General features: G+C 40.0%; 18 protein-coding genes. 13 read left to right on the forward strand and 5 right to left on the reverse strand.

Features of this window, described 5'->3' with window-relative positions:
• Positions 1-2: 2 nt before the first annotated feature.
• The 4 genes from AC3IPL_RS03260 (at position 3) to AC3IPL_RS03275 (ending at position 3,922) form a co-directional block, all read left to right on the forward strand.
• Complete coding sequence (locus AC3IPL_RS03260; RefSeq protein WP_489241720.1) at positions 3-974, forward strand: hypothetical protein; 972 nt, start codon at positions 3-5, stop codon at positions 972-974.
• Between the two features lie 55 nt (positions 975-1,029).
• Positions 1,030-1,929, forward strand: coding sequence for a fumarylacetoacetate hydrolase family protein (locus AC3IPL_RS03265; protein ID WP_489241722.1), 900 nt, complete (start codon positions 1,030-1,032; stop codon positions 1,927-1,929).
• A gap of 108 nt (positions 1,930-2,037) precedes the next feature.
• Positions 2,038-2,412, forward strand: a complete 375-nt coding sequence (locus tag AC3IPL_RS03270; protein ID WP_489242246.1) for a YisL family protein — start codon at positions 2,038-2,040, stop codon at positions 2,410-2,412.
• Positions 2,413-2,533: 121 nt separating this feature from the next.
• Positions 2,534-3,922 carry an alpha-amylase family glycosyl hydrolase gene (locus tag AC3IPL_RS03275; protein WP_489241724.1) on the forward strand — a complete coding sequence of 463 codons (1,389 nt, stop codon included), beginning with the start codon at positions 2,534-2,536 and terminating at the stop codon, positions 3,920-3,922.
• A 27-nt stretch (positions 3,923-3,949) separates the two neighbouring features.
• Here the strand turns inward: AC3IPL_RS03275 and AC3IPL_RS03280 are convergent, their stop codons facing one another.
• The 3 genes from AC3IPL_RS03280 to AC3IPL_RS03290 are packed head-to-tail and all read right to left on the reverse strand — an operon-like array spanning position 3,950 to position 6,956.
• On the reverse strand, positions 3,950-5,281 hold the full coding sequence (locus AC3IPL_RS03280; protein ID WP_489241726.1) for a CoA-disulfide reductase: 1,332 nt from the start codon (positions 5,279-5,281) through the stop codon (positions 3,950-3,952).
• Positions 5,278-6,132 carry a DegV family protein gene (locus AC3IPL_RS03285; RefSeq protein ID WP_489241728.1) on the reverse strand — a complete coding sequence of 285 codons (855 nt, stop codon included), beginning with the start codon at positions 6,130-6,132 and terminating at the stop codon, positions 5,278-5,280. Before AC3IPL_RS03285 ends, AC3IPL_RS03280 begins: the two co-directional genes overlap by 4 nt.
• A 17-nt stretch (positions 6,133-6,149) precedes the next feature.
• Complete coding sequence (locus tag AC3IPL_RS03290; RefSeq protein ID WP_489241730.1) at positions 6,150-6,956, reverse strand: Cof-type HAD-IIB family hydrolase; 807 nt, start codon at positions 6,954-6,956, stop codon at positions 6,150-6,152.
• A gap of 97 nt (positions 6,957-7,053) precedes the next feature.
• Here AC3IPL_RS03290 and AC3IPL_RS03295 point away from each other — a divergent pair, with 97 nt between their 5' ends.
• A complete protein-coding gene (locus AC3IPL_RS03295; RefSeq protein ID WP_489241732.1) occupies positions 7,054-7,365 on the forward strand; it encodes a metal-sulfur cluster assembly factor in 312 nt (103 codons plus the stop codon).
• Positions 7,366-7,518: 153 nt separating this feature from the next.
• Positions 7,519-10,107, forward strand: coding sequence for an ATP-dependent chaperone ClpB (gene clpB / locus AC3IPL_RS03300; protein WP_489241734.1), 2,589 nt, complete (start codon positions 7,519-7,521; stop codon positions 10,105-10,107).
• 35 nt (positions 10,108-10,142) lie between these two features.
• On the opposite strand, the gene AC3IPL_RS03305 is transcribed toward clpB, so the two are convergent.
• A complete protein-coding gene (locus AC3IPL_RS03305; RefSeq protein WP_489241736.1) occupies positions 10,143-10,337 on the reverse strand; it encodes a YjzD family protein in 195 nt (64 codons plus the stop codon).
• An 84-nt stretch (positions 10,338-10,421) separates the two neighbouring features.
• On the opposite strand from AC3IPL_RS03305, the gene AC3IPL_RS03310 reads away from it, so the two are divergent.
• From AC3IPL_RS03310 to fabF, 3 genes are all read left to right on the forward strand, one after another.
• Positions 10,422-11,423, forward strand: coding sequence for a BMP family ABC transporter substrate-binding protein (locus AC3IPL_RS03310; protein WP_489241738.1), 1,002 nt, complete (start codon positions 10,422-10,424; stop codon positions 11,421-11,423).
• Positions 11,424-11,504: 81 nt separating this feature from the next.
• Complete coding sequence (locus AC3IPL_RS03315) at positions 11,505-12,446, forward strand: beta-ketoacyl-ACP synthase III (protein WP_489241740.1); 942 nt, start codon at positions 11,505-11,507, stop codon at positions 12,444-12,446.
• Between the two features lie 9 nt (positions 12,447-12,455).
• The gene (fabF, locus tag AC3IPL_RS03320) at positions 12,456-13,694 is read left to right on the forward strand and encodes a beta-ketoacyl-ACP synthase II (protein WP_489241742.1); all 1,239 of its coding nucleotides are present in this window, start codon (positions 12,456-12,458) and stop codon (positions 13,692-13,694) included.
• A 78-nt stretch (positions 13,695-13,772) separates the two neighbouring features.
• On the opposite strand, the gene AC3IPL_RS03325 is transcribed toward fabF, so the two are convergent.
• Complete coding sequence (locus tag AC3IPL_RS03325; RefSeq protein WP_489241744.1) at positions 13,773-14,144, reverse strand: DUF3899 domain-containing protein; 372 nt, start codon at positions 14,142-14,144, stop codon at positions 13,773-13,775.
• A gap of 640 nt (positions 14,145-14,784) precedes the next feature.
• Between AC3IPL_RS03325 and opp3b the strand changes: the two genes are divergently transcribed.
• The 4 genes from opp3b (at position 14,785) to AC3IPL_RS03345 (ending at position 19,094) form a co-directional block, all read left to right on the forward strand.
• Positions 14,785-15,711: an oligopeptide ABC transporter permease gene (opp3b, locus tag AC3IPL_RS03330; RefSeq protein WP_489241746.1), complete on the forward strand. Its 927-nt coding sequence runs from the start codon at positions 14,785-14,787 to the stop codon at positions 15,709-15,711.
• Entirely contained in the window at positions 15,711-16,772 is a 1,062-nt protein-coding gene (gene opp3C / locus AC3IPL_RS03335) for an oligopeptide ABC transporter permease (RefSeq protein ID WP_489241747.1), read from the forward strand. The genes opp3b and opp3C overlap by 1 nt, the downstream gene beginning before the upstream one ends.
• Before the next feature lie 13 nt (positions 16,773-16,785).
• Positions 16,786-17,859: an ABC transporter ATP-binding protein gene (locus AC3IPL_RS03340; RefSeq protein WP_489241749.1), complete on the forward strand. Its 1,074-nt coding sequence runs from the start codon at positions 16,786-16,788 to the stop codon at positions 17,857-17,859.
• A 269-nt stretch (positions 17,860-18,128) separates the two neighbouring features.
• Entirely contained in the window at positions 18,129-19,094 is a 966-nt protein-coding gene (locus AC3IPL_RS03345; RefSeq protein WP_489242248.1) for an ABC transporter ATP-binding protein, read from the forward strand.
• Positions 19,095-19,131 lie beyond the last annotated feature (37 nt).

Genomic DNA, 19,131 nt, shown 5'->3' on the forward strand with positions numbered 1-19,131 from the left:
TAATGAAGTATAAATTATTTGTGTTACTTGCAGTTATGTTAATCATCATTGAAGAGAGTGTTGAATTATCATATCCGCTCCGTACCGTCGTGCCGACGGATTTCTTCTCTGAAGACCAGCAGGACCAGTACTTATGGATAGTATTTCTAGTGATTGGAATTGGTCTGCCGCTCTTCACTTTGCTGCTCAGTCGAACGGTCGATGAGTGGACAGATCGGCAGATCGTTATTATGATAGCTGTCGGAGTTGTCGACAGATTCTTCATCAATCCATATAGTCTGTTGCTGTATTTAGGGATTGCGGTGGTGCTGGCTCAGTTCATTAAAAGGAGTGACTATTCCTATTTAGTAGGAATAGGACTGCTTATTGCCGGGCTTGTGATTGTTGGTCTGCCGCTCTTACTGATCACATTCTTTAGTGAAACATTTATGGATGTAGCCCAGTTTCAGCATTTCATTGCACTCTACCAGTCAAATGACTATATCAGCTACATTAAAGAGAATTTAATGACCAGCTCAGTGAAAAATATAGCGATCATGATTTTAATGATTCTACCGCTGTTATTGATAGGAGAGAAAGTGGCATATTTAGTGTCATACTATCGATGGTCTGCGGTACTCATAGCGTCTGCAGTGCTTGCGGTCGGTACAATCATTAAAACGTTGGTCAGATTGACAGAATCCACGCAGGCATTCGATATTATTATACTGATCGGCGGGACTTCTCAAGCATTAGCTGTATTTATAATGGCAGCGCTATTTGTCAAAACTTATCGCTTGAATAGCTCTCTGGTCATAGCGGGTTTGTTGTTAGCAGACATCATGATGCTGTTATGCTTCACTGGAATAGGAATAGGACAATATCAATCAATAGCGCTCAGTGATGTCCTTATCAGAAGTGGAATCATTAGTATGATCACTGTTATTTGTTTACTATTATTCAGTTATTTCAGAAAGTCTTCAATAAATACATGATAAAAATTCAAATATTCTGTATAATATGAACAAACACAGAAGGAGTTGTGCCAATATGAAATTTCTATCATTTGAGTATCAAGGTCAAAAAACTTATGGCGTCAAAGTAAAACGAGAGGAAGCAGCATGGATTCTACCGAAAGTATTTGAAACATTCGGTGAAGGTGATTATCCAGAGACACTGCTTGCCGGCCTTGAACAAAATGTATCAATCGATTTTCAGGAAGCTGTACGAAAAGTCGTGGTACAGGCTGAACAGAGTGATGAGAAAGCACAATACAAAGCCAACTTCAGCGACATCAAGTTTTTACCACCCGTTATACCGACAAACAATGTGATTGCTGTTGGTCGTAACTTTGCTAAACACGCTGAAGAATTAAATAATCGTGTCGATCGACTGTATGTCTTCACAAAAGCCCCATCCAGCTTGATCGGTGATGGCAATGAAATTCCACTGCATAGCGACATTACGAATTCTCTGGATTATGAAGGAGAGCTGGGAGTCGTCATCGGAAAGTACGGTCATAAAATCCCGAAAGGTATGGCGCTCGATTATGTATATGGCTATACAATCGTCAACGATATTACAGCGCGTGACCTGCAGAAAGAACATGCACAGGCCTTCTTAAGCAAGAGTCTGCTAGGTGGTTGTCCAATAGGTCCTTATATCGTCACAAAAGATGAACTGCCGACTCCAGAGAATGTCAATATTGTGACGAAAGTCAATAATGAAATTCGTCAGGACGGTAGTACGAGTGAAATGATCTTAAAAATCGATGACTTAATTGCAGAGATTTCTAAATATATCGCCCTGCATCCTGGTGATGTCATTGCGACTGGAACACCAAGCGGCGTAGGAGCAGGAATGAATCCTCCAGTATTTCTGAAAGCAGGAGACGAAATTAAAGTAACGATTGATGGCATTGGGACATTAGTGAATACAATCAGTGAATAGTTTCATGTAGGACAGAGAAGAATAATCACTTCTCTGTTTTTACATGTCAGGAGTATGGTAGAATATAAGAGATTACAACAAAAGGAGTTGACAATAATGATCACAGGAATGTTACATCTGCATATTATAAGCTGGGTTGCAGTATTAATTTTATTTTTTGCAGCATACGAAAACTTTTCAGACCGTCTAGGACCAAGCAAATATTTCAAACCGTTACATATGGTGCTGAGACTGTTCTTGCTGCTGGCCTTAATCAGTGGAGCGTATATATTCTTCCAGGCTTCGGATAACAATGCCGCATTGTACGGTATTAAATTCCTTTTAGGATTGATTACAATCGGCCTTGTGGAAATGACATTAGCACGTAAGAAAAAGAAGAAGTCATCTAGAAATTTCTTCTACTTAACACTGCTCTTTGCATTAATTACGTTTGGACTTGGTGCGTATTTACCATTAGGACCAATTACCGCATTGTTTAACTAACAAATCTGCTCAGATGAGCAGGTTTGTTTTCTGTGTGAATGTTATGAACATTTTATGACGTTGAACACAACTCATGGCTGTTCTAGTATAATCGAAGTATTAACTGATAAGAGGGATTGCTATGAAAAAAATATTAATGCTGCTTTTGGTGCTCCTTATTGTACCAAAGCCTGTATTTGCTGAAACACAAGTACCGCCAAGAATTTATAGTCTCGTGATTGACCGTTTTATGAACGGCAATGAGAAGAATAACCTGCACATTCATAATGACGGAGATGATGATCTTCCTTACGGCGGTGACTTTCAAGGAATCAAAGGTAAGCTGGATTACATTAAGAATATGGGCTTTGATACCATTCATCTATCTCCAGTTTTTGACCATCAGGAAAAGGATTACTTAGGCTACAAAGTGACTAATTATGATACGGTTGATGAAATATACGGCGGAGAAGAAGACTTCAAACAATTAATCACAGCGGTTCATGATCAGAATATGAAAATTATTGTCGATATGCCGGCAGTAGTGACTGAAGGGTATACGGCGGCAGAAGACACAGAGATGACGACTGTACAGCAGCAATACTATAAAGATCAAGAGATCATCGATCTAGAAAATCCCACTAATCAGAATCGGTACAAAAAGAAAATGGAACAGTTCACTGAGCGTTATGATGTAGATGGTCTGTCCATGTATGTGATGCAGCAGACTATTGACAGTGACAAAATATTCCCGGACGACATACTGACTATCGCGATTCAGCCGGAAGGAGTATCTTCTAGTCATTTTGATTATATTCAAAAAGAAGAAACGACACATAAGCTCGCGAATGCTTTTAAAACGACAGATAAGGAAATTCCTGTCACATATGATGACAATGAGCTGCTAGCAGCGGATCAGTTCTTCATGCCGCGATTGACAAAATATGCAGCGGACGAAAACATGTTCCCTGGCACGAGAATCAAGCAGTTGATGAGTTACTTAATGATTCAACAGCATCCGATCAGCATGACTTACGGCACTGAAATTGCAATGAACGGTGACAGTATGCCGGATATGCATCAACTGCTGGACTTCAGAACAGAAAAAGAAGTGACTGACTATTTAGCCGACACGTCTGCTGTTTACAAAAAATATAATGAATTGTTTGATGGCAGTGCAAAAGTGATTCACAATGAGCATGGTAATCAAGTGATCTATTATGATACGGAAGATGTTGATTTTGTATATAATGTCAATGATTCCAGTAAAGCAACTAATATTGAGCTGGGTGAAGATGTAGTGAAGCCCGGCAAAATGCTGAGTGGCCTACTGATTGGCGACAGCATCCATTCGAAAGAGGGGGTGTCACATTTGATTATTAACCGTGAAGAAGCAGAATTGTATGCAGTCATTGATGAACGAGGACTAAACAATACATACCTCTATGCAGCAGGAGCCATTGTTATTTTATTTTCAGCCTTCATCATTACAGTCGCAAGACGTTCAAAGAGAAATAAAGCCAGTAAATAATAGATAAACGGTCCTGATGCTTAAGTATCAGGACCGTTTATCTGTATGGGCTCTATATCCGATCATATTGACGATGTCTTTCGGTGAAGAATAGGGAGGGGCATAGGCGATTTCAATATCTTTGAAATCATCTACGGTTGCACCGAGTCCCATTGCTGTAGCGATAATGTCAATCCGTTTATCGACACCTTCCTGTCCAAAGACACATGCACGGAGCAGCTGTCTGTTATCTTTCCTGTAATAGACAGATACAGAAGTGACACGTGCATCAGGCAAATAATTGGCATGATTTTTCTGCTGATAGTTAATATGTTCATAGTCGTATGATTGCAGTGCGGACTCACTGATGCCGACACTGGCAATCGTATAATCGAAGAAACGAACGATGTTCGTTGCGAGAAGTCCTTTGAAAGGCTGTTTATCGCCGCTTAAATTCCCAGCAATCAAATTGGCGGCGCGATGTGCTCCCCAGGCAAGCGCAACAGTCGTTTTGTCCTTTGTATGACGATAGAATGTTTCTATCGCATCACCTAGCGCATAGATGCCGTCAATGCTGGTCTCGAAGTAGTCATTCACTTTTATATAACCGCGGTCGTTCAATTCAATGCCGCTGTCAGTCAGAAATTCTGTATTTGGTGTTATACCAATCGCTTCAATGATAATATCAAACGATTCTTTGTGACCGGACTTAAAGGTCACTTCATTACCGTTTAATTGAGCCAGTTCATCACCGAGTATTAAGTGAACCTGCTGTTCGACAATAATATTTTTGAGTAATGGGATGAACTGCTGATCCATCGCTTTCATAATGTGTTCGCTGCGGCTGGTCAAAGTCACATCCAAACCGCGGTGTTTAAAGTTTTCGACCATTTCCAGTCCAATATAACCCGCACCGATAATCAATGCTTTTTGAACATGATGACTGTCGATATATTGTTCGATGGCATCCGTATCTTCAAGGTTACGAAGTGGAAATACGATGGATGAACCTTGCGTCGCTGCCATAGAAATAGGGCGGCAGCCGGGACTTAATACCAGTGCATCGTAGTTATCTTCAAATGATTCATCGCTGTCATGATTGTAGACTGTCACTGTACGGCGCTGTGGATTGACTGCTGTGACTTCATGTTTCGTTTTCACTGTAATGTTCTTTTGGTCATTGAATGAATCAGGAGTGGCCTGCAATAGACGCTCACGCTCAGTAAATACTTCGCCTAAGTAATAGGGAAGACCACAATTAGCAAAACTCATGTCACGGTCTTTTTCATAGATATTAATCTGAGCATCCGTCAGCATTCTTCTAATCTGCGAAGCTGAAGTGGCCCCCCCTGCAACTGCTCCGACGACTATGATTTTCAAGAGATGTCCTCCTTATAATAATATAAGGCAATAGTTCCTTGACCTGTATGCGATGAAATGGTAGGTCCCAGTTCCTTGATGACATGGTGGACTGGACCACACTCTTTTTCTATGATAGCCAGCAACTGCTCTGCACCTTTCATATCATTGGAATGGCTTATGAATACGCGAGTTGCAGTAAGGTTCTGACGGTCATTTTTAATCTGAGCAGCCATTTCGTTGAATACTTTCTTTTTACCGCGATACTTACCGATCGGTACGAGTTTGCCCTCTTCAACATGCAGCAGCGGCTTAATATTGACGAGTGACCCCAAGAATGCCTGTCCTCTGCTTAAACGGCCTCCTTTAGCGAGATAATTCAAATCTTCTACTGTAAAGAGGTGGACAATACGTTCGTGCATTTCATGAATGCGATGGACAATGTCATCTTTTGAGAATCCGTCATCTCTCATCTTGACGATATCTAAAATCTGCATACCGAGTCCGCTAGATGCAGAATGAGAATCAATAATTTCAAGGTCTAAATCGGGATACTGTTCACAGATCTGAGCCTTAACCATGACTGCAGACTGATAAGTTCCACTGAGTCCACTGGAGAACGCATAATAAATTGCTTGTTCATGATTTTCCGCGATTTCAGTGAACAATTCAGTCATCTGTTCGATGGATACCTGGCTCGTCATCGGTCTTTTGCCATTGTTGATTGCGTCATAGACTGTTTGATTATCAATTTCAAATTGGTCTTTATAATTATGCTCACCGATAGCGACTGCCATCGGTAAAAAATCAAGTTTGTGCCGGCTGATTTCCTCAAGAGTCAAATCGCTCCCACTATCTACTATAATACGCATGTGATTCCTCCTTAAAATTAATAAAAATAGTGATTAAGAAATTTACCGATTCCATCATCATTGTTTGATTCAATCACTTGATCGGCAAGTTCTTTAAGTGGCTGGATGGCATTACCCATAGCAACTCCTGTTCCTACATACTCTATCATTTCATTGTCATTATCTTCATCGCCAAATGCAATGATGTTTTCACGTTTAATATCAAAGTATTTTGCCACATAGTCTACACCTACTGCTTTGTTGATTCCTTTTTTGACAATTTCTATGACTGGATAAGGAGCACCCCAGCGCCGATGTTCAATGCTTTCAGCGTAAATTTCATTTAAGTGATGACGAATCGACGGTACATACTGCTCTTCCGCTTGAATGAGAATACTTGTCGGTCCTTCAGTTAAATTCTCTGTTAAATCTCCTGTCGTGACAAGTGGGTGACCCATGGTGAATCCTTCAAACAAATATTCATCGTGATAATGAAAGAATACATTGTCTTTAACTTCTGCAATAATGTTTTTAATATTCAAATGTTTGACTTGAGAAAATATTTCCCGCGCAATAGCTAAGTCCAGCGTTTCATGTACTTGTTTAAAAGACATATCCCCGGGGTGATGAACGAATGCACCGTTAAAATTCACGATAGGTGTTGTCAGTTCCAGTTCCTGATAATAAATTTGACTCGATCTATAAGGACGCCCAGTTGAAATGATTACTTTATGACCATCTTTGATTAATGCCTGTATCACTTGTTTTGTGTAAGGAGAAATTTTCTTTTCGTCAGTCAATAACGTCCCGTCTAAATCAAGACAGATTAAATGCTTTTCTTTCATTGTACCTGTTCCTTTCTATCTAATAGTATTATCATATCATTTAATTGGCTGTATGAAAGTTTTTTGATATAGTAAGAATGAAGAGGAGTGATAAGCAATGGAAGAAGCTATGAAAGATAGCATTTTAGGTGCACTTGAAAATGTCATTGACCCTGAATTAGGAATAGACGTTGTCAATCTTGGCCTTGTATATAATATCGATATGGATGAAGATGGTATTGTCACAGTTGACATGACATTAACGTCAATGGGCTGTCCAATGGGGCCGCAGATTATTGACCAAGTCAAAACAGCTCTTGGTGAATTGCCGGAGATCAAAGAAACACAAGTCAACATCGTCTGGAATCCACCGTGGAACAAAGACATGATGAGCCGTTATGCTAAAATTGCATTAGGTGTCAGTGGCTAATAACGACAATAACAGTAATGATGACGAATCTCTGGATTCGTCTTTTTTTGATTAAATCATGAAAAAACAGGGCAAATTAATTGTATGAAAGAGCAAATGGTATTATAATTTGGTTAAAGGTCAAATATAGTCAAATTATTAAGGGGTGACAAGATGAACATTGAGAATATGACTTATAATGTACAATCAGCAGTAGAGTTTGCTCAGAATGATGCAATAGCACGTCAACTGCAATCTATTGAACCTGAAAGTTTACTGCTGTCCTTTACAAATGATACTGACAGTATGCTGTCGACAGTATTTGAACGAGCAAATTTGAATGTGACAGATTACACTAAACAATTAACTGAAAAATTAACAACTATGCCGCAGATTAGCGGTGACAATGTCCAGTATGGTCAGTACTTGAGTGCTGGATTAAATCAACTTCTGCAACAAGCTGACACTGTTAAGAACGACATGAACGATGATTATTTATCCGTTGAACATATCATTGTTGCGGCAATGGATGTTCACCAACTGACAACACAGTTTATCGGCAATAAGGCAGAAGTCATCAGAGAAATCATCAATCAAATTAGAGGAGGAAACCATGTGACTACACAAAATCCCGAAGTCCAATATGAAGTATTAAAAAAATATGGACGAGATTTAGTAGAAGAAGTGAGAAACGGCAAAATGGATCCTGTCATCGGTCGAGATGAAGAAGTTAGAAATACTATTCGTATATTAAGCCGTAAAACAAAAAATAATCCGATTTTAATCGGTGAACCCGGCGTTGGTAAGACGGCAATTGTAGAAGGATTGGCACAGCGTATTGTACGTAAAGACGTTCCCGATTCTCTACTTAACAAAACTATTTTTGAACTTGATTTAAGTGCGCTTGTGGCAGGTGCCAAATTCAGGGGAGAATTTGAAGAACGTCTGAAAGCCGTGCTGAAAGAAGTAAAAGAAAGCAATGGTGAAATCATTCTGTTCATCGATGAAATTCACATGCTGGTAGGTGCAGGTAAGACAGATGGTGCAATGGACGCAGGTAACATGCTGAAACCAATGCTTGCGCGTGGTGAACTGCACTGTATCGGTGCAACTACTCTGAACGAGTATCGTCAGTATATCGAAAAAGATTCTGCGCTTGAACGGCGCTTTCAGAAAGTACAGGTCGCAGAACCTGATGTAGAGGACACCATTTCTATATTACGAGGTCTTAAAGAACGGTACGAAGTACATCACGGGGTGAGAATTCAGGATAGAGCATTAGTAGCAGCTGCAGAATTATCTGATCGCTACATCACTGATCGCTTCCTGCCAGACAAAGCTATTGATCTTGTGGACCAGGCATGTGCAACGATCCGTACAGAGATGGGCTCTAAGCCGACTGAACTTGATGCGGTCAATCGGCGCGTGCTGCAACTCGAAATCGAAGAGAAAGCATTAAAAAATGAGCAGGATACCCAAAGTATGAACCGCTTAAAAGAACTGCAGAAAGAATTAGCAGACGAGAAAGAGAAACAGCAGATTTTAACTGCAAAAGTTGATAAGGAAAAAGCTCAGATACAAGTTGTCCAGGAGAAACGCAGCGAGCTTGATCAGTATCGTCAACAGCTTGAAGATGCTCAAAACAACTATGATTTAGCTAAAGCATCAGAACTGCAGTACGGCAAAATCCCTCAGATTGAAAAAGAGCTGGCTGAACTTGAAGAAGAATTTCAGGAAGAAACAAAAGGAACTGATCGATTGATTCGAGAAGTCGTGACCGATGAAGAAATTGGCTATATCGTGTCTCAATGGACAGGTATCCCTGTGAGTAAATTAGTTGAAACAGAAAAAGAAAAATTACTTAAACTGGCTGATATTCTGCATGAACGGGTAGTCGGTCAAGATGAGGCAGTAGATTTAGTGGCAGATGCTGTCGTCCGAGCACGTGCCGGCATTAAAGACCCGAACCGACCAATCGGCAGCTTCTTATTCCTTGGACCGACCGGTGTCGGTAAAACTGAACTTGCTAAAACATTGGCAAGTACAATGTTTGACTCTGAAAAACATATGATCCGAATCGATATGAGTGAATATATGGAAAAACATGCAGTGGCACGCTTGATCGGTGCGCCTCCTGGTTATGTAGGGTATGAAGAAGGGGGTCAGCTGACTGAAGCAGTCAGACGTCAACCGTACTCAGTCATACTGCTCGATGAAATCGAAAAAGCCCATAGTGATGTCTTCAATGTGCTCTTACAGCTACTTGATGAAGGACGATTGACAGATTCTAAAGGGCGTGTCGTAGATTTTAAAAATACAATCATTATTATGACAAGTAATATTGGTTCACAATATTTACTGGAAGGTATCAATGAAGGTGAAATCAGCGAAGAAGCGCGCAATCAAGTAATGACAGCACTCCATCAATACTTTAAACCAGAAATCTTGAACAGAATGGATGATATTGTCCTGTTTAAACCATTAAGTGCTAATGACATGACTTACATTGTCGACAAAATTATTGACCAGCTGAATGTGCGTCTTAAAGATCAGCATATGTCTGTTGAAGTAGCTGATGATGTCAAACAATGGGTAGCAGAAGAAGCCTATGAACCGCAGTTCGGCGCACGCCCATTAAAACGTTTTGTACAGCGTCAAATTGAAACGCCGCTTGCCAGATTACTTATTCAGAATGATCTGGCAGAAGGAGCAAAGGTCGTTGTTACGATGGATAATGGTCAGCCGAAGCTTGTCATAGAATAAAAAAACGATGTAATCTTTACGATTACATCGTTTTTTTAATGTTCGTGGTGATGAGGTATCGGCTCATCTGGAATTGTCATGGAAATAAGGATAACAAAAATGGCAAAGATCACAGATAAAATAGAAGCAGTGACAAGATGAAGGTCCTGACCGCCGCCTAAACTCATCAATACGAAATTGATCATATGTACTAAAATGAATGACCAGACAAAAGTCATGATATATTGCATGTTTATATCCTCCATAAATCTTGATATAGTTATATTATAAAAGAGATAGATAAAAAAGTATACCCTTACATTCAGAGGTTGATAATGAAAAAAATAATTATGATAGTGACTGTACTGCTATTGATTGCAGCGGCAGTCTTATATTTCAGGGGCGGCAGGAAAGAATTGACCAGCGTCGGATTTTTATTTCCGGATTCGATGTACGACCAGACTTGGGGAACTGAGGGTTATAAAGGAATGCTGGACATTGTGCAGACGTACGATACAGCTTTTTTCTATGAACAGAATATCAATACGCGTCCGAAGATTGAACGTTCCATAAGCGAGATGTCTGCTAGAAATGTCAATATTTTATTCGGTCAAGGTAAAGAATATACTGAAGTCTTCAATGATGTGGCAGCTCGATATCCTGATATACAGTTTGTCGTATTCAATGGTAAATCGACTGCAGAAAATGTGACTGCTATAAATATTGACGGTTATTCTGTTGGGTTCTTCAGTGGAATGATTGCCGGCCATCACACGGACAATAACCATATAGGTGTCATCGGTGCATTTAAATCTCAGCCCGATATCAAAGGGTTCATTGACGGAGCGAAATTTGAGAATCCCGATGTAATGATTACTGAGAAGTACATCCACACTTTCGGTTATGATCATAAAGGAGCGGCGCTTGCTGAACAAATGATTAAACGCGACCACGTAGATGTTATTTTTCCAGCTGCTGACGGAATTAATGCTGATGTCATGTCACTTGCAAAAGAGCAGGATATATCGACTATCGGTTATATTATCGATCAAAGCATGAATGGGCCACAAGTATTGACAAGCCTGCAGTTGAACTTGTCCAAAGCCTATGCGCAAGCAGCGGATCAGTATAGCAATAATCAATTGCGAGGTGGTACCTATTATTTAGGTGTAAAGGAAGACATGGTGGAACTAGGACCTATATCTTATCGAATTGATGAGGAGTTTCAAAAGCGGATAAAACAGGATTTTGACCGCTACGAAAAAAAATTAGTTCTTCCTAACGGCATAAAAGAGACACGGAGCCATTTTGAATCGTATTTGAAGACCAGCAATTAACAACCATTACAGTTGAACAAATAGTCATAATATGATAAATTAGTACCTGGTTATAATAACTGACTATAAGAAGGTGCTCATTTGAACGTAGGAATAAAAGGGATTGGCACATATATCCCTGAAAAAGTTATGACAAATCATGATTTCGAGAAATTTTTAGATACATCTGATGAATGGATTTCAAAAATGACGGGTATTAAAGAACGTCGTTTTGCTGCTGCAGATGAAGAAACAAGTGATATGGCGTATATAGCAGCTGAAAAGGCAATTGCAGATGCCGGTATTGACAAAGATGAAATAGATATGGTCATCGTAGCAACAGCTACAGGGGATCATAAGTTTCCTGCAGTGGCCAATCAGCTACAGGAACGTTTAGGTTTGAGACCCGTACCATCCATGGATCAGCTGGCTGCATGCACAGGATTTATTTATAGTATGATTACCGCACAGCAGTTTATTAAGACGGGCATGTGCAGAAATATCCTTGTAGTCGGAGCAGAGAAACTGACTAAAATCGCCAATATGGAAGACCGGAATACTGCCATTCTATTTGGTGATGGTGCAGGTGCCGTTATTCTAGGCGAAGTGAGCGAAGGACATGGTATACTTAGTTCACAACTTGGCAGCGATGGTTCCGGAGCTAAACATTTATACGATCGCAAAGAAGACCAGCTGCTAGTGATGAACGGACGTGAAGTATTTAAGTTTGCGGTGCGTATCATGGGGGAGATGGCTACTGAAGTTGTAGCAAAAGCTGGACTGAAGCCTGAAGACGTTGATATGTTCATCCCGCACCAGGCGAATATCAGAATCATGGAATCTGCCCGTGAAAGACTTGGAATACCACGTGAAAAAATGAGTGTGACTATCGATAAGTATGGTAATACTTCAGCGGCGTCCATTCCATTGTCAATAATGTATGAGCTTGAGCAAGGAAAAATAAAAGAAGGAAGTAATTTAGTGCTGGTTGGTTTCGGTGGTGGGCTGACCTATGGTGCAATAACATTAGTGTGGGGAAAATAGGAGGAAACTATGAAGAAAAGAGTTGTTATTACAGGAATCGGGGCGCTAAGTCCTCTAGGTAATGATGCAAGAACTACTTTTAATAATGCAGTAGCCGGAGTGAACGGGATTGATTATATCACTCGAATTGATACAGCTGATTATGGTGTTAAAATTGCTGGGGAATTAAAAGATTTCAACATCGAAGATCATATCCCTAGAAAAGATGCGAGAAAGATGGACCGTTTCACGCAGTATGCGATGGTTACAGCAAGACAGGCAGTTGCTGACAGCAAACTCGAAATCACTGATGACAACCGTGATCGTGTCGGTGTGTGGATTGGTTCTGGTATCGGTGGTATGGAAACATTTGAAAATTCATATCACCAATTACAGCAGCGTGGACCTAATCGTGTCAGCCCGTTCTTTGTCCCGATGATGATTCCTGATATGGCAACTGGTCAAGTATCCATCGATTTAGGAGCACAGGGGCCTAATGGCTGTACAGTGACCGCATGTGCTACAGGCACCAACTGTATTGGTGATGCTTTTAGAATCATTCAATATGGTGATGCTGATGTTATGATTGCGGGAGGCACTGAAGCGCCTATTACTAAGATGGGAATTGCGGGCTTTATGGCTAACAAAGCATTGTCATTCAACAACGATCCTGAAGTTGCATGTCGTCCTTTTCAGGAAGGTCGCGATGGATTCGTGATGGGTGAAGGGGCAGGTATTGTCGTGCTCGAAGAACTTGAGCACGCCAAAGCTCGCGGTGCTCACATCTACGCTGAAGTTGTTGGATATGGTAATAACGGCGATGCATATCATATTACAGCGCCTGCACCGAATGGTGAAGGAGGCGTGAGAACGATGAAAATGGCCTTGAAAGATGCGGGTATTTCACCGGAACAAGTCCAATATTTGAACGCACATGGTACGAGTACGCCAATCGGTGATTTATACGAAACAATGGCCATTAAACAAGTGTTTGGAGATGCAGTGAAAGACTTAAAAGTATCTTCAACAAAATCAATGACAGGTCATTTACTTGGCGCAACAGGTGCAGTGGAAGCTATTATTACGTCACTTGCCATTGAAAACAGCATTGTCCCTCCAACCATTCACCAGTCAACACCAGACCCAGAATGTGATCTTGATTATGTACCGGAAACGGCTCAGAAACTGGAGATTGAATATGCTTTGTCTAACAGTTTAGGTTTCGGTGGTCACAACGCTGTACTGGTATTCAAAAAATACAGCGAATAAGTGAATCGTTAAAATAAAAGGTCCTGATGATATCATCAGGACTTTTTTTGATGGCATGAGTCATTTGATTAAGCCGTATTAAGACTGCATAAACGAGATGATTAGAGTTATGATCATCGCAGCAGACGAAACATATAGTAGTGGCATTGTGATTGGATAGTGCTGCTGTCTAATGTCCACTTGTTTCTTTGAATAGAGTTCATCATCCTCCATTGTTTTTTTCATGCGTTTCGGTGCAGTCATATATTGAAACCTTCTAAATGAATGACCCATAATACTGAAGGCACCTTGAGACAGCAATAGAATAAACAAGGAGATACAAAATAATAACAGGGCAGCCATGAACAATGAATTGATGATTCCTATTCCATTAAATCCATTGATCAGCCCGAATATGATAGTCATAAAGAATAGAGCGGCAAATGATATGAAGTAAAAATTACGTTTCACTGTAAACCTCCGAAATTTTTTTGACCATTAGTTATTGTACATGAAAAGGCCTATTAATGTATATGATATTAGTTTTTTTAATAAACGGCAGACCGCACAGTTGGTTTAAAACCGTTTCGGTTTAAATGAAATTAGTTTTTATACTAAAAACTGAATAATTCTTAAAAATAAATGCTTTAAAGCAATAAAAAGTACTATAGAATCTTATAAATATAAAATTTCTGAATAAAAAATGTATTGCAAAAATAATTATAAAACAACTATAATAGTCATAGAGTTTTCGTGGTTAAATAAGATACGTTGTCATGGATGGTCTTTGGGGTGGATAGAGACAATACAGAAGGTATGACGACAATTAGCTGACAGGACAGTAGAAATGATGACTCCCATCGATTCAAATGACAGCATCTGTTTCATAACTTATATAATAAGAATTTCCTTGGATTTTACTCAAGAATAGTCATATACAGCCTCTTATAAGTAGTAATATGTCACTATTTGTGGAGAAGGATATTAATATATATATCCTTCTCTTTAAATAAATTTAAAAAGTAGTATGAATTATAAGAAAATTTAGTTATTATAAGTTATGTATAATAAATTTAATTGCGTGTATAGGTTAGAAGGAGGATTTAGAAGTATGTTAAAGTTTGCGCTCAGACGTCTTGGTTACATGATCATCACTTTGTTTATCGTAGCAACGGCTACCTTCTTTTTGATGAAGTTGATGCCAGGGTCACCTTATAACGATGAAAAGTTATCTGCAGAACAGAAAATCATCGTTAATGAAAAATATGGATTAAACGATCCAGTAGGTGTACAGTATGTCAATTATTTGAAAAAAGTAGTGACTGGTGATTTCGGTATCTCATTCCAATATGATAATAGAGAAGTTACAGATATCATCGTTCCGCGTTTAGGACCATCGGTGGAAATCGGTCTATACGCCTTGATCTTTGGTGTTATCGTCGGTATTTTACTAGGTGTCATCGCTGCGGTCAGACAGAATACATGGGTGGACTATGTGGCAACAGTATTCTCAGTATTTGCCATTTCAATCCCATCATTCGTATTAGCAGTATTGCTGCAATACTATTTCTCAGTACACTTCCAAATCTTTCCGGTAGCAGGTTGGGAAGGATTCAGCTACGCAGTATTACCGGCGCTTGCATTATCAGCAGGTGTCATTGCAACGATTGCTCGTTATATTCGTTCTGAAATGATTGAAGTACTTGGATCAGATTATATTACGCTTGCTAAAGCGAAAGGGAATACAACTAGCCGCGTGTTGTTCGGTCACGCACTGCGTAACGCATTGATTCCAATCATCACTTTAATCGGTCCGATGACTGTCGGTATCTTAACAGGGGCCTTAACTATTGAAACCATTTTTGGTATTCCTGGTCTTGGTGACCAATTTGTTCGTTCTATTCAAACTAATGACTATCCTGTTATTATGGCTCTGACATTATTCTTGAGCTTATTGTTTATCGTCGTATTATTTATCGTCGATGTACTCTATGGAATCATTGACCCACGTATCCGTGTTCAAGGAGGTAAAGATTAATGGCTAATGAAACAAATGGCAATCAAGTATACACACATGCTGATGTAAATCAGGAGCAGTCGACGAATCGGTCTCAACCTTTTATCCTTGCCAATCGCGACGAAATCTTTGAAGATAAGATTGAACGTCAAAGTAAGACCTTCTGGCAGGATGCGTGGTTGCAGCTTCGTTCCAATAAAGGTGCTGTTGCAGGGCTGATTGGTTTAATTCTGCTTCTTATTATGGCATTCCTTGGACCGGCAATCAGCGGCCATACATACCGTGCACAAAACATTGATCATTCAAACCTACCTCCCAAAATTGAAGCACTTAAAAATGTAAGTTTCCTTCCTTTTGATGGTAAAGATAAAGATGGATTTGATTTATACAAAGCAAAAGATATTAAAGAAAACTACTGGTTCGGTACTGATGAACTAGGTCGTGACTTGTTTACACGTGTCTGGAAAGGGACTCAGGTATCTATTCTGATCGGTGTAGTTGCAGCATTGCTGGATGTGCTGTTCGGAATTACATATGGTGCCATATCTGGTTTCTTCGGCGGCTGGGTGGATACACTCATGCAGCGTATCATTGAAGTCATCGCCTCTATTCCAAACTTGATCATCATGATCTTATTCGTTATCGTGTTCGATGCAAGTATCATCACAATCATCCTGGCGATGAGTTTGACCGGATGGATTGGTATGAGTCGTATCGTTCGTGGTCAGTTCTTGAAACTGAAAAATCAAGAATATGTTATGGCTTCTAGAACACTAGGCGCATCTAATTCAAGCTTAATCTTTAAACATATTTTACCTAACACATTAGGACCGATTATCGTTACAGCAATGTTCTCAATTCCAAGTGCGATATTCTTCGAAGCGTTCTTAAGTTTCATCGGTTTAGGTATCCCGGCACCATTTGCTTCACTTGGATCTTTAGTTAATGATGGACGTAAAATGTTGTTGATTCACCCATATCAAATGTTTATCCCTTCATTTGTCCTCAGTTTTCTGATTCTTTGTTTCTATCTGTTCGGTGACGGCGTCCGTGATGCTTTTGACCCTAAAATGCGTAAATAAGGAGGAAATATAAATGGCTGAAAGAATTTTAGAAGTAAGAAACCTTAAAGTTTCCTTCGATATCAATGCGGGGGAAGTACAGGCGGTTCGTGGCGTTGATTTCCATCTCGATAAAGCAGAAACACTTGCTATTGTAGGTGAATCAGGTTCAGGTAAGTCAGTAACAACAAAAGCAATTATGCGTCTCTTGCCAACACCACCCAGCCGCATCAAAGAAGGACAAATTTTATTTGATGGTAAAGATCTTGCGAAACTATCAGAAAAAGAAATGCAGAAAATACGCGGAAGAGATATTTCGATGATTTTCCAGGATCCAATGACTTCCTTGAATCCGACAATGAAAATCGGTAAACAAGTCATGGAACCTCTTATTAAACACCAAAGATTATCAAAAGCTGATGCTAAATCAAGAGCACTCGATATTTTGAAGCTTGTTGGCTTACCTAATCCTGAAGCCCGCTTTAATAACTATCCTCACCAGTTTTCTGGTGGTCAGCGTCAACGTATTGTTATTGCTACTGCGCTTGCATGCGATCCGAAAATATTGATTGCTGATGAGCCGACAACGGCACTTGATGTAACTATCCAGGCTCAAATTCTTGAGCTGATGAAAGATCTTCAGAAGAAAATTGATACATCCATTATATTCATTACTCATGACCTTGGGGTTGTAGCAAACGTAGCAGACCGAGTAGCTGTAATGTATGGTGGTCAAATAGTGGAAACTGGTACGGTAGATGAAATCTTCTATGATCCAAAACACCCGTATACATGGGGACTATTGTCTTCCATGCCAAGTTTAGACACAGCTCAGGATACAGAGCTTCGCGCGATTCCTGGAACACCACCTGATTTAATCAAACCACCAGTGGGAGATGCATTTGCGCGCCGTTCTGAATATGCTCTGCAGATCGATTTTGAACAGGAGCCACCTTGGTATCAAGTTTCTAAAACTCATTTTGTGAAGTCGTGGCTGATGGATCCTCAAGCTCCTAAAGTTGATCTTCCTGAGATGGTAAAAATGAAACAACGAGACCTTCCTGGCCAGTTTGATCAGCCAAGACAAGTAGAGGGGGTTAGTTTCTAATGAGAAACGAAAGAGTAAACGATAATGCAAATAATAAAAATGTCCGTGTCGTTGATGTTACTGATCAGTCGGTTGAACATTCAACTCCAAATAACGAGCAGCAATCTGTTGTCAATAGAACTGTTCAATCGGTCGATGACCGCGACACTCATACAATTGAAGATGGGCCGTTAGTTGTTGATGAATCGCAAATTACTGAAGATGCATCGCAGTACTCAGAAAGCGAATTGAATCAAACCGTGTTATCTGCCGAAGAAAAACGTGGTCATATTGATTACGGTCAAGGAAAAGAAAAGTTAATAGAAGTGAAACATCTCAAACAATACTTCAATCAAGGCAAGGCGAATGAAGTTCGTGCGATTGATGATATTACCTTTGATATTTATCGCGGTGAGACACTGGGTCTTGTAGGAGAATCCGGCTGTGGTAAGTCAACAACAGGCCGTACATTGATCAAGTTGTATAACGCGACAGACGGCAAAGTCATATTTGACGGGACAGATATTCAATCAATCAAAAATAAAAAAGATCTTCTTCAATTCAATAGACGTATGCAGATGATCTTCCAGGATCCATATGCTTCGCTTAATCCGCGCCTTAAAGTTATGGATATTGTTGCTGAAGGTATCGATATTCATAAGCTTGCTAAAAATAAAGAAGACCGAGCTAACCGTGTCTATGAATTACTTGAGACAGTTGGGCTGTCAAAAGAGCATGCAAACCGTTACCCGCACGAATTCTCGGGTGGTCAAAGACAGCGTATCGGTATTGCCCGTGCGCTCGCAGTGGAACCTGAATTCATTATCGCTGATGAGCCGATCTCAGCACTTGACGTCTCTATTCAAGCACAGGTCGTCAACTTAATGTTGAAATTACAAAGAGAACGTGGCCTAACATTCTTGTTCATTGCCCATGACTTATCAATGGTCAAGTATATTTCTGACCGTATCGGCGTCATGTATTTCGGTAAGCTTGTAGAAATTGGACCTGCCGATGCGATTTACAGCAATCCTTTGCATGAATATACTAAATCATTGTTGTCTGCAATCCCGCTGCCAGATCCAGAATCTGAACGTACACGGGTGAGAAGAACATATAATTCGGATGTTCATGCGTATACAGCTGATGAAGCCCTTGAACTACGTGAAGTAGGACCTGACCACTTTGTGTACTGTTCTCCAAAAGAGTATGAAGTCCATAAAGCCAATTACAATCGCAGCTACATTAACGCTTAACAATTTAAAAGCTCTGTTTGTCTTTTGAGACAAACAG

Source organism: Macrococcus sp. GL_134 (assembly GCF_057834705.1).

Excerpts from the sequence above, each read along its gene's own strand:
- AC3IPL_RS03260 (WP_489241720.1), top strand. The coding sequence starts at position 3 with ATGAAGTATAAATTATTTGTGTTACTTGCAGTTATGTTAATCATCATT.
- AC3IPL_RS03265 (WP_489241722.1), top strand. The coding sequence starts at position 1,030 with ATGAAATTTCTATCATTTGAGTATCAAGGTCAAAAAACTTATGGCGTC.
- AC3IPL_RS03270 (WP_489242246.1), top strand. The coding sequence starts at position 2,038 with ATGTTACATCTGCATATTATAAGCTGGGTTGCAGTATTAATTTTATTT.
- AC3IPL_RS03275 (WP_489241724.1), top strand. The coding sequence starts at position 2,534 with ATGAAAAAAATATTAATGCTGCTTTTGGTGCTCCTTATTGTACCAAAG.
- AC3IPL_RS03285 (WP_489241728.1), bottom strand. The coding sequence starts at position 6,132 with ATGCGTATTATAGTAGATAGTGGGAGCGATTTGACTCTTGAGGAAATC.
- AC3IPL_RS03290 (WP_489241730.1), bottom strand. The coding sequence starts at position 6,956 with ATGAAAGAAAAGCATTTAATCTGTCTTGATTTAGACGGGACGTTATTG.
- AC3IPL_RS03295 (WP_489241732.1), top strand. The coding sequence starts at position 7,054 with ATGGAAGAAGCTATGAAAGATAGCATTTTAGGTGCACTTGAAAATGTC.
- clpB (WP_489241734.1), top strand. The coding sequence starts at position 7,519 with ATGAACATTGAGAATATGACTTATAATGTACAATCAGCAGTAGAGTTT.
- AC3IPL_RS03305 (WP_489241736.1), bottom strand. The coding sequence starts at position 10,337 with ATGCAATATATCATGACTTTTGTCTGGTCATTCATTTTAGTACATATG.
- AC3IPL_RS03310 (WP_489241738.1), top strand. The coding sequence starts at position 10,422 with ATGAAAAAAATAATTATGATAGTGACTGTACTGCTATTGATTGCAGCG.
- fabF (WP_489241742.1), top strand. The coding sequence starts at position 12,456 with ATGAAGAAAAGAGTTGTTATTACAGGAATCGGGGCGCTAAGTCCTCTA.
- opp3b (WP_489241746.1), top strand. The coding sequence starts at position 14,785 with ATGTTAAAGTTTGCGCTCAGACGTCTTGGTTACATGATCATCACTTTG.
- opp3C (WP_489241747.1), top strand. The coding sequence starts at position 15,711 with ATGGCTAATGAAACAAATGGCAATCAAGTATACACACATGCTGATGTA.
- AC3IPL_RS03340 (WP_489241749.1), top strand. The coding sequence starts at position 16,786 with ATGGCTGAAAGAATTTTAGAAGTAAGAAACCTTAAAGTTTCCTTCGAT.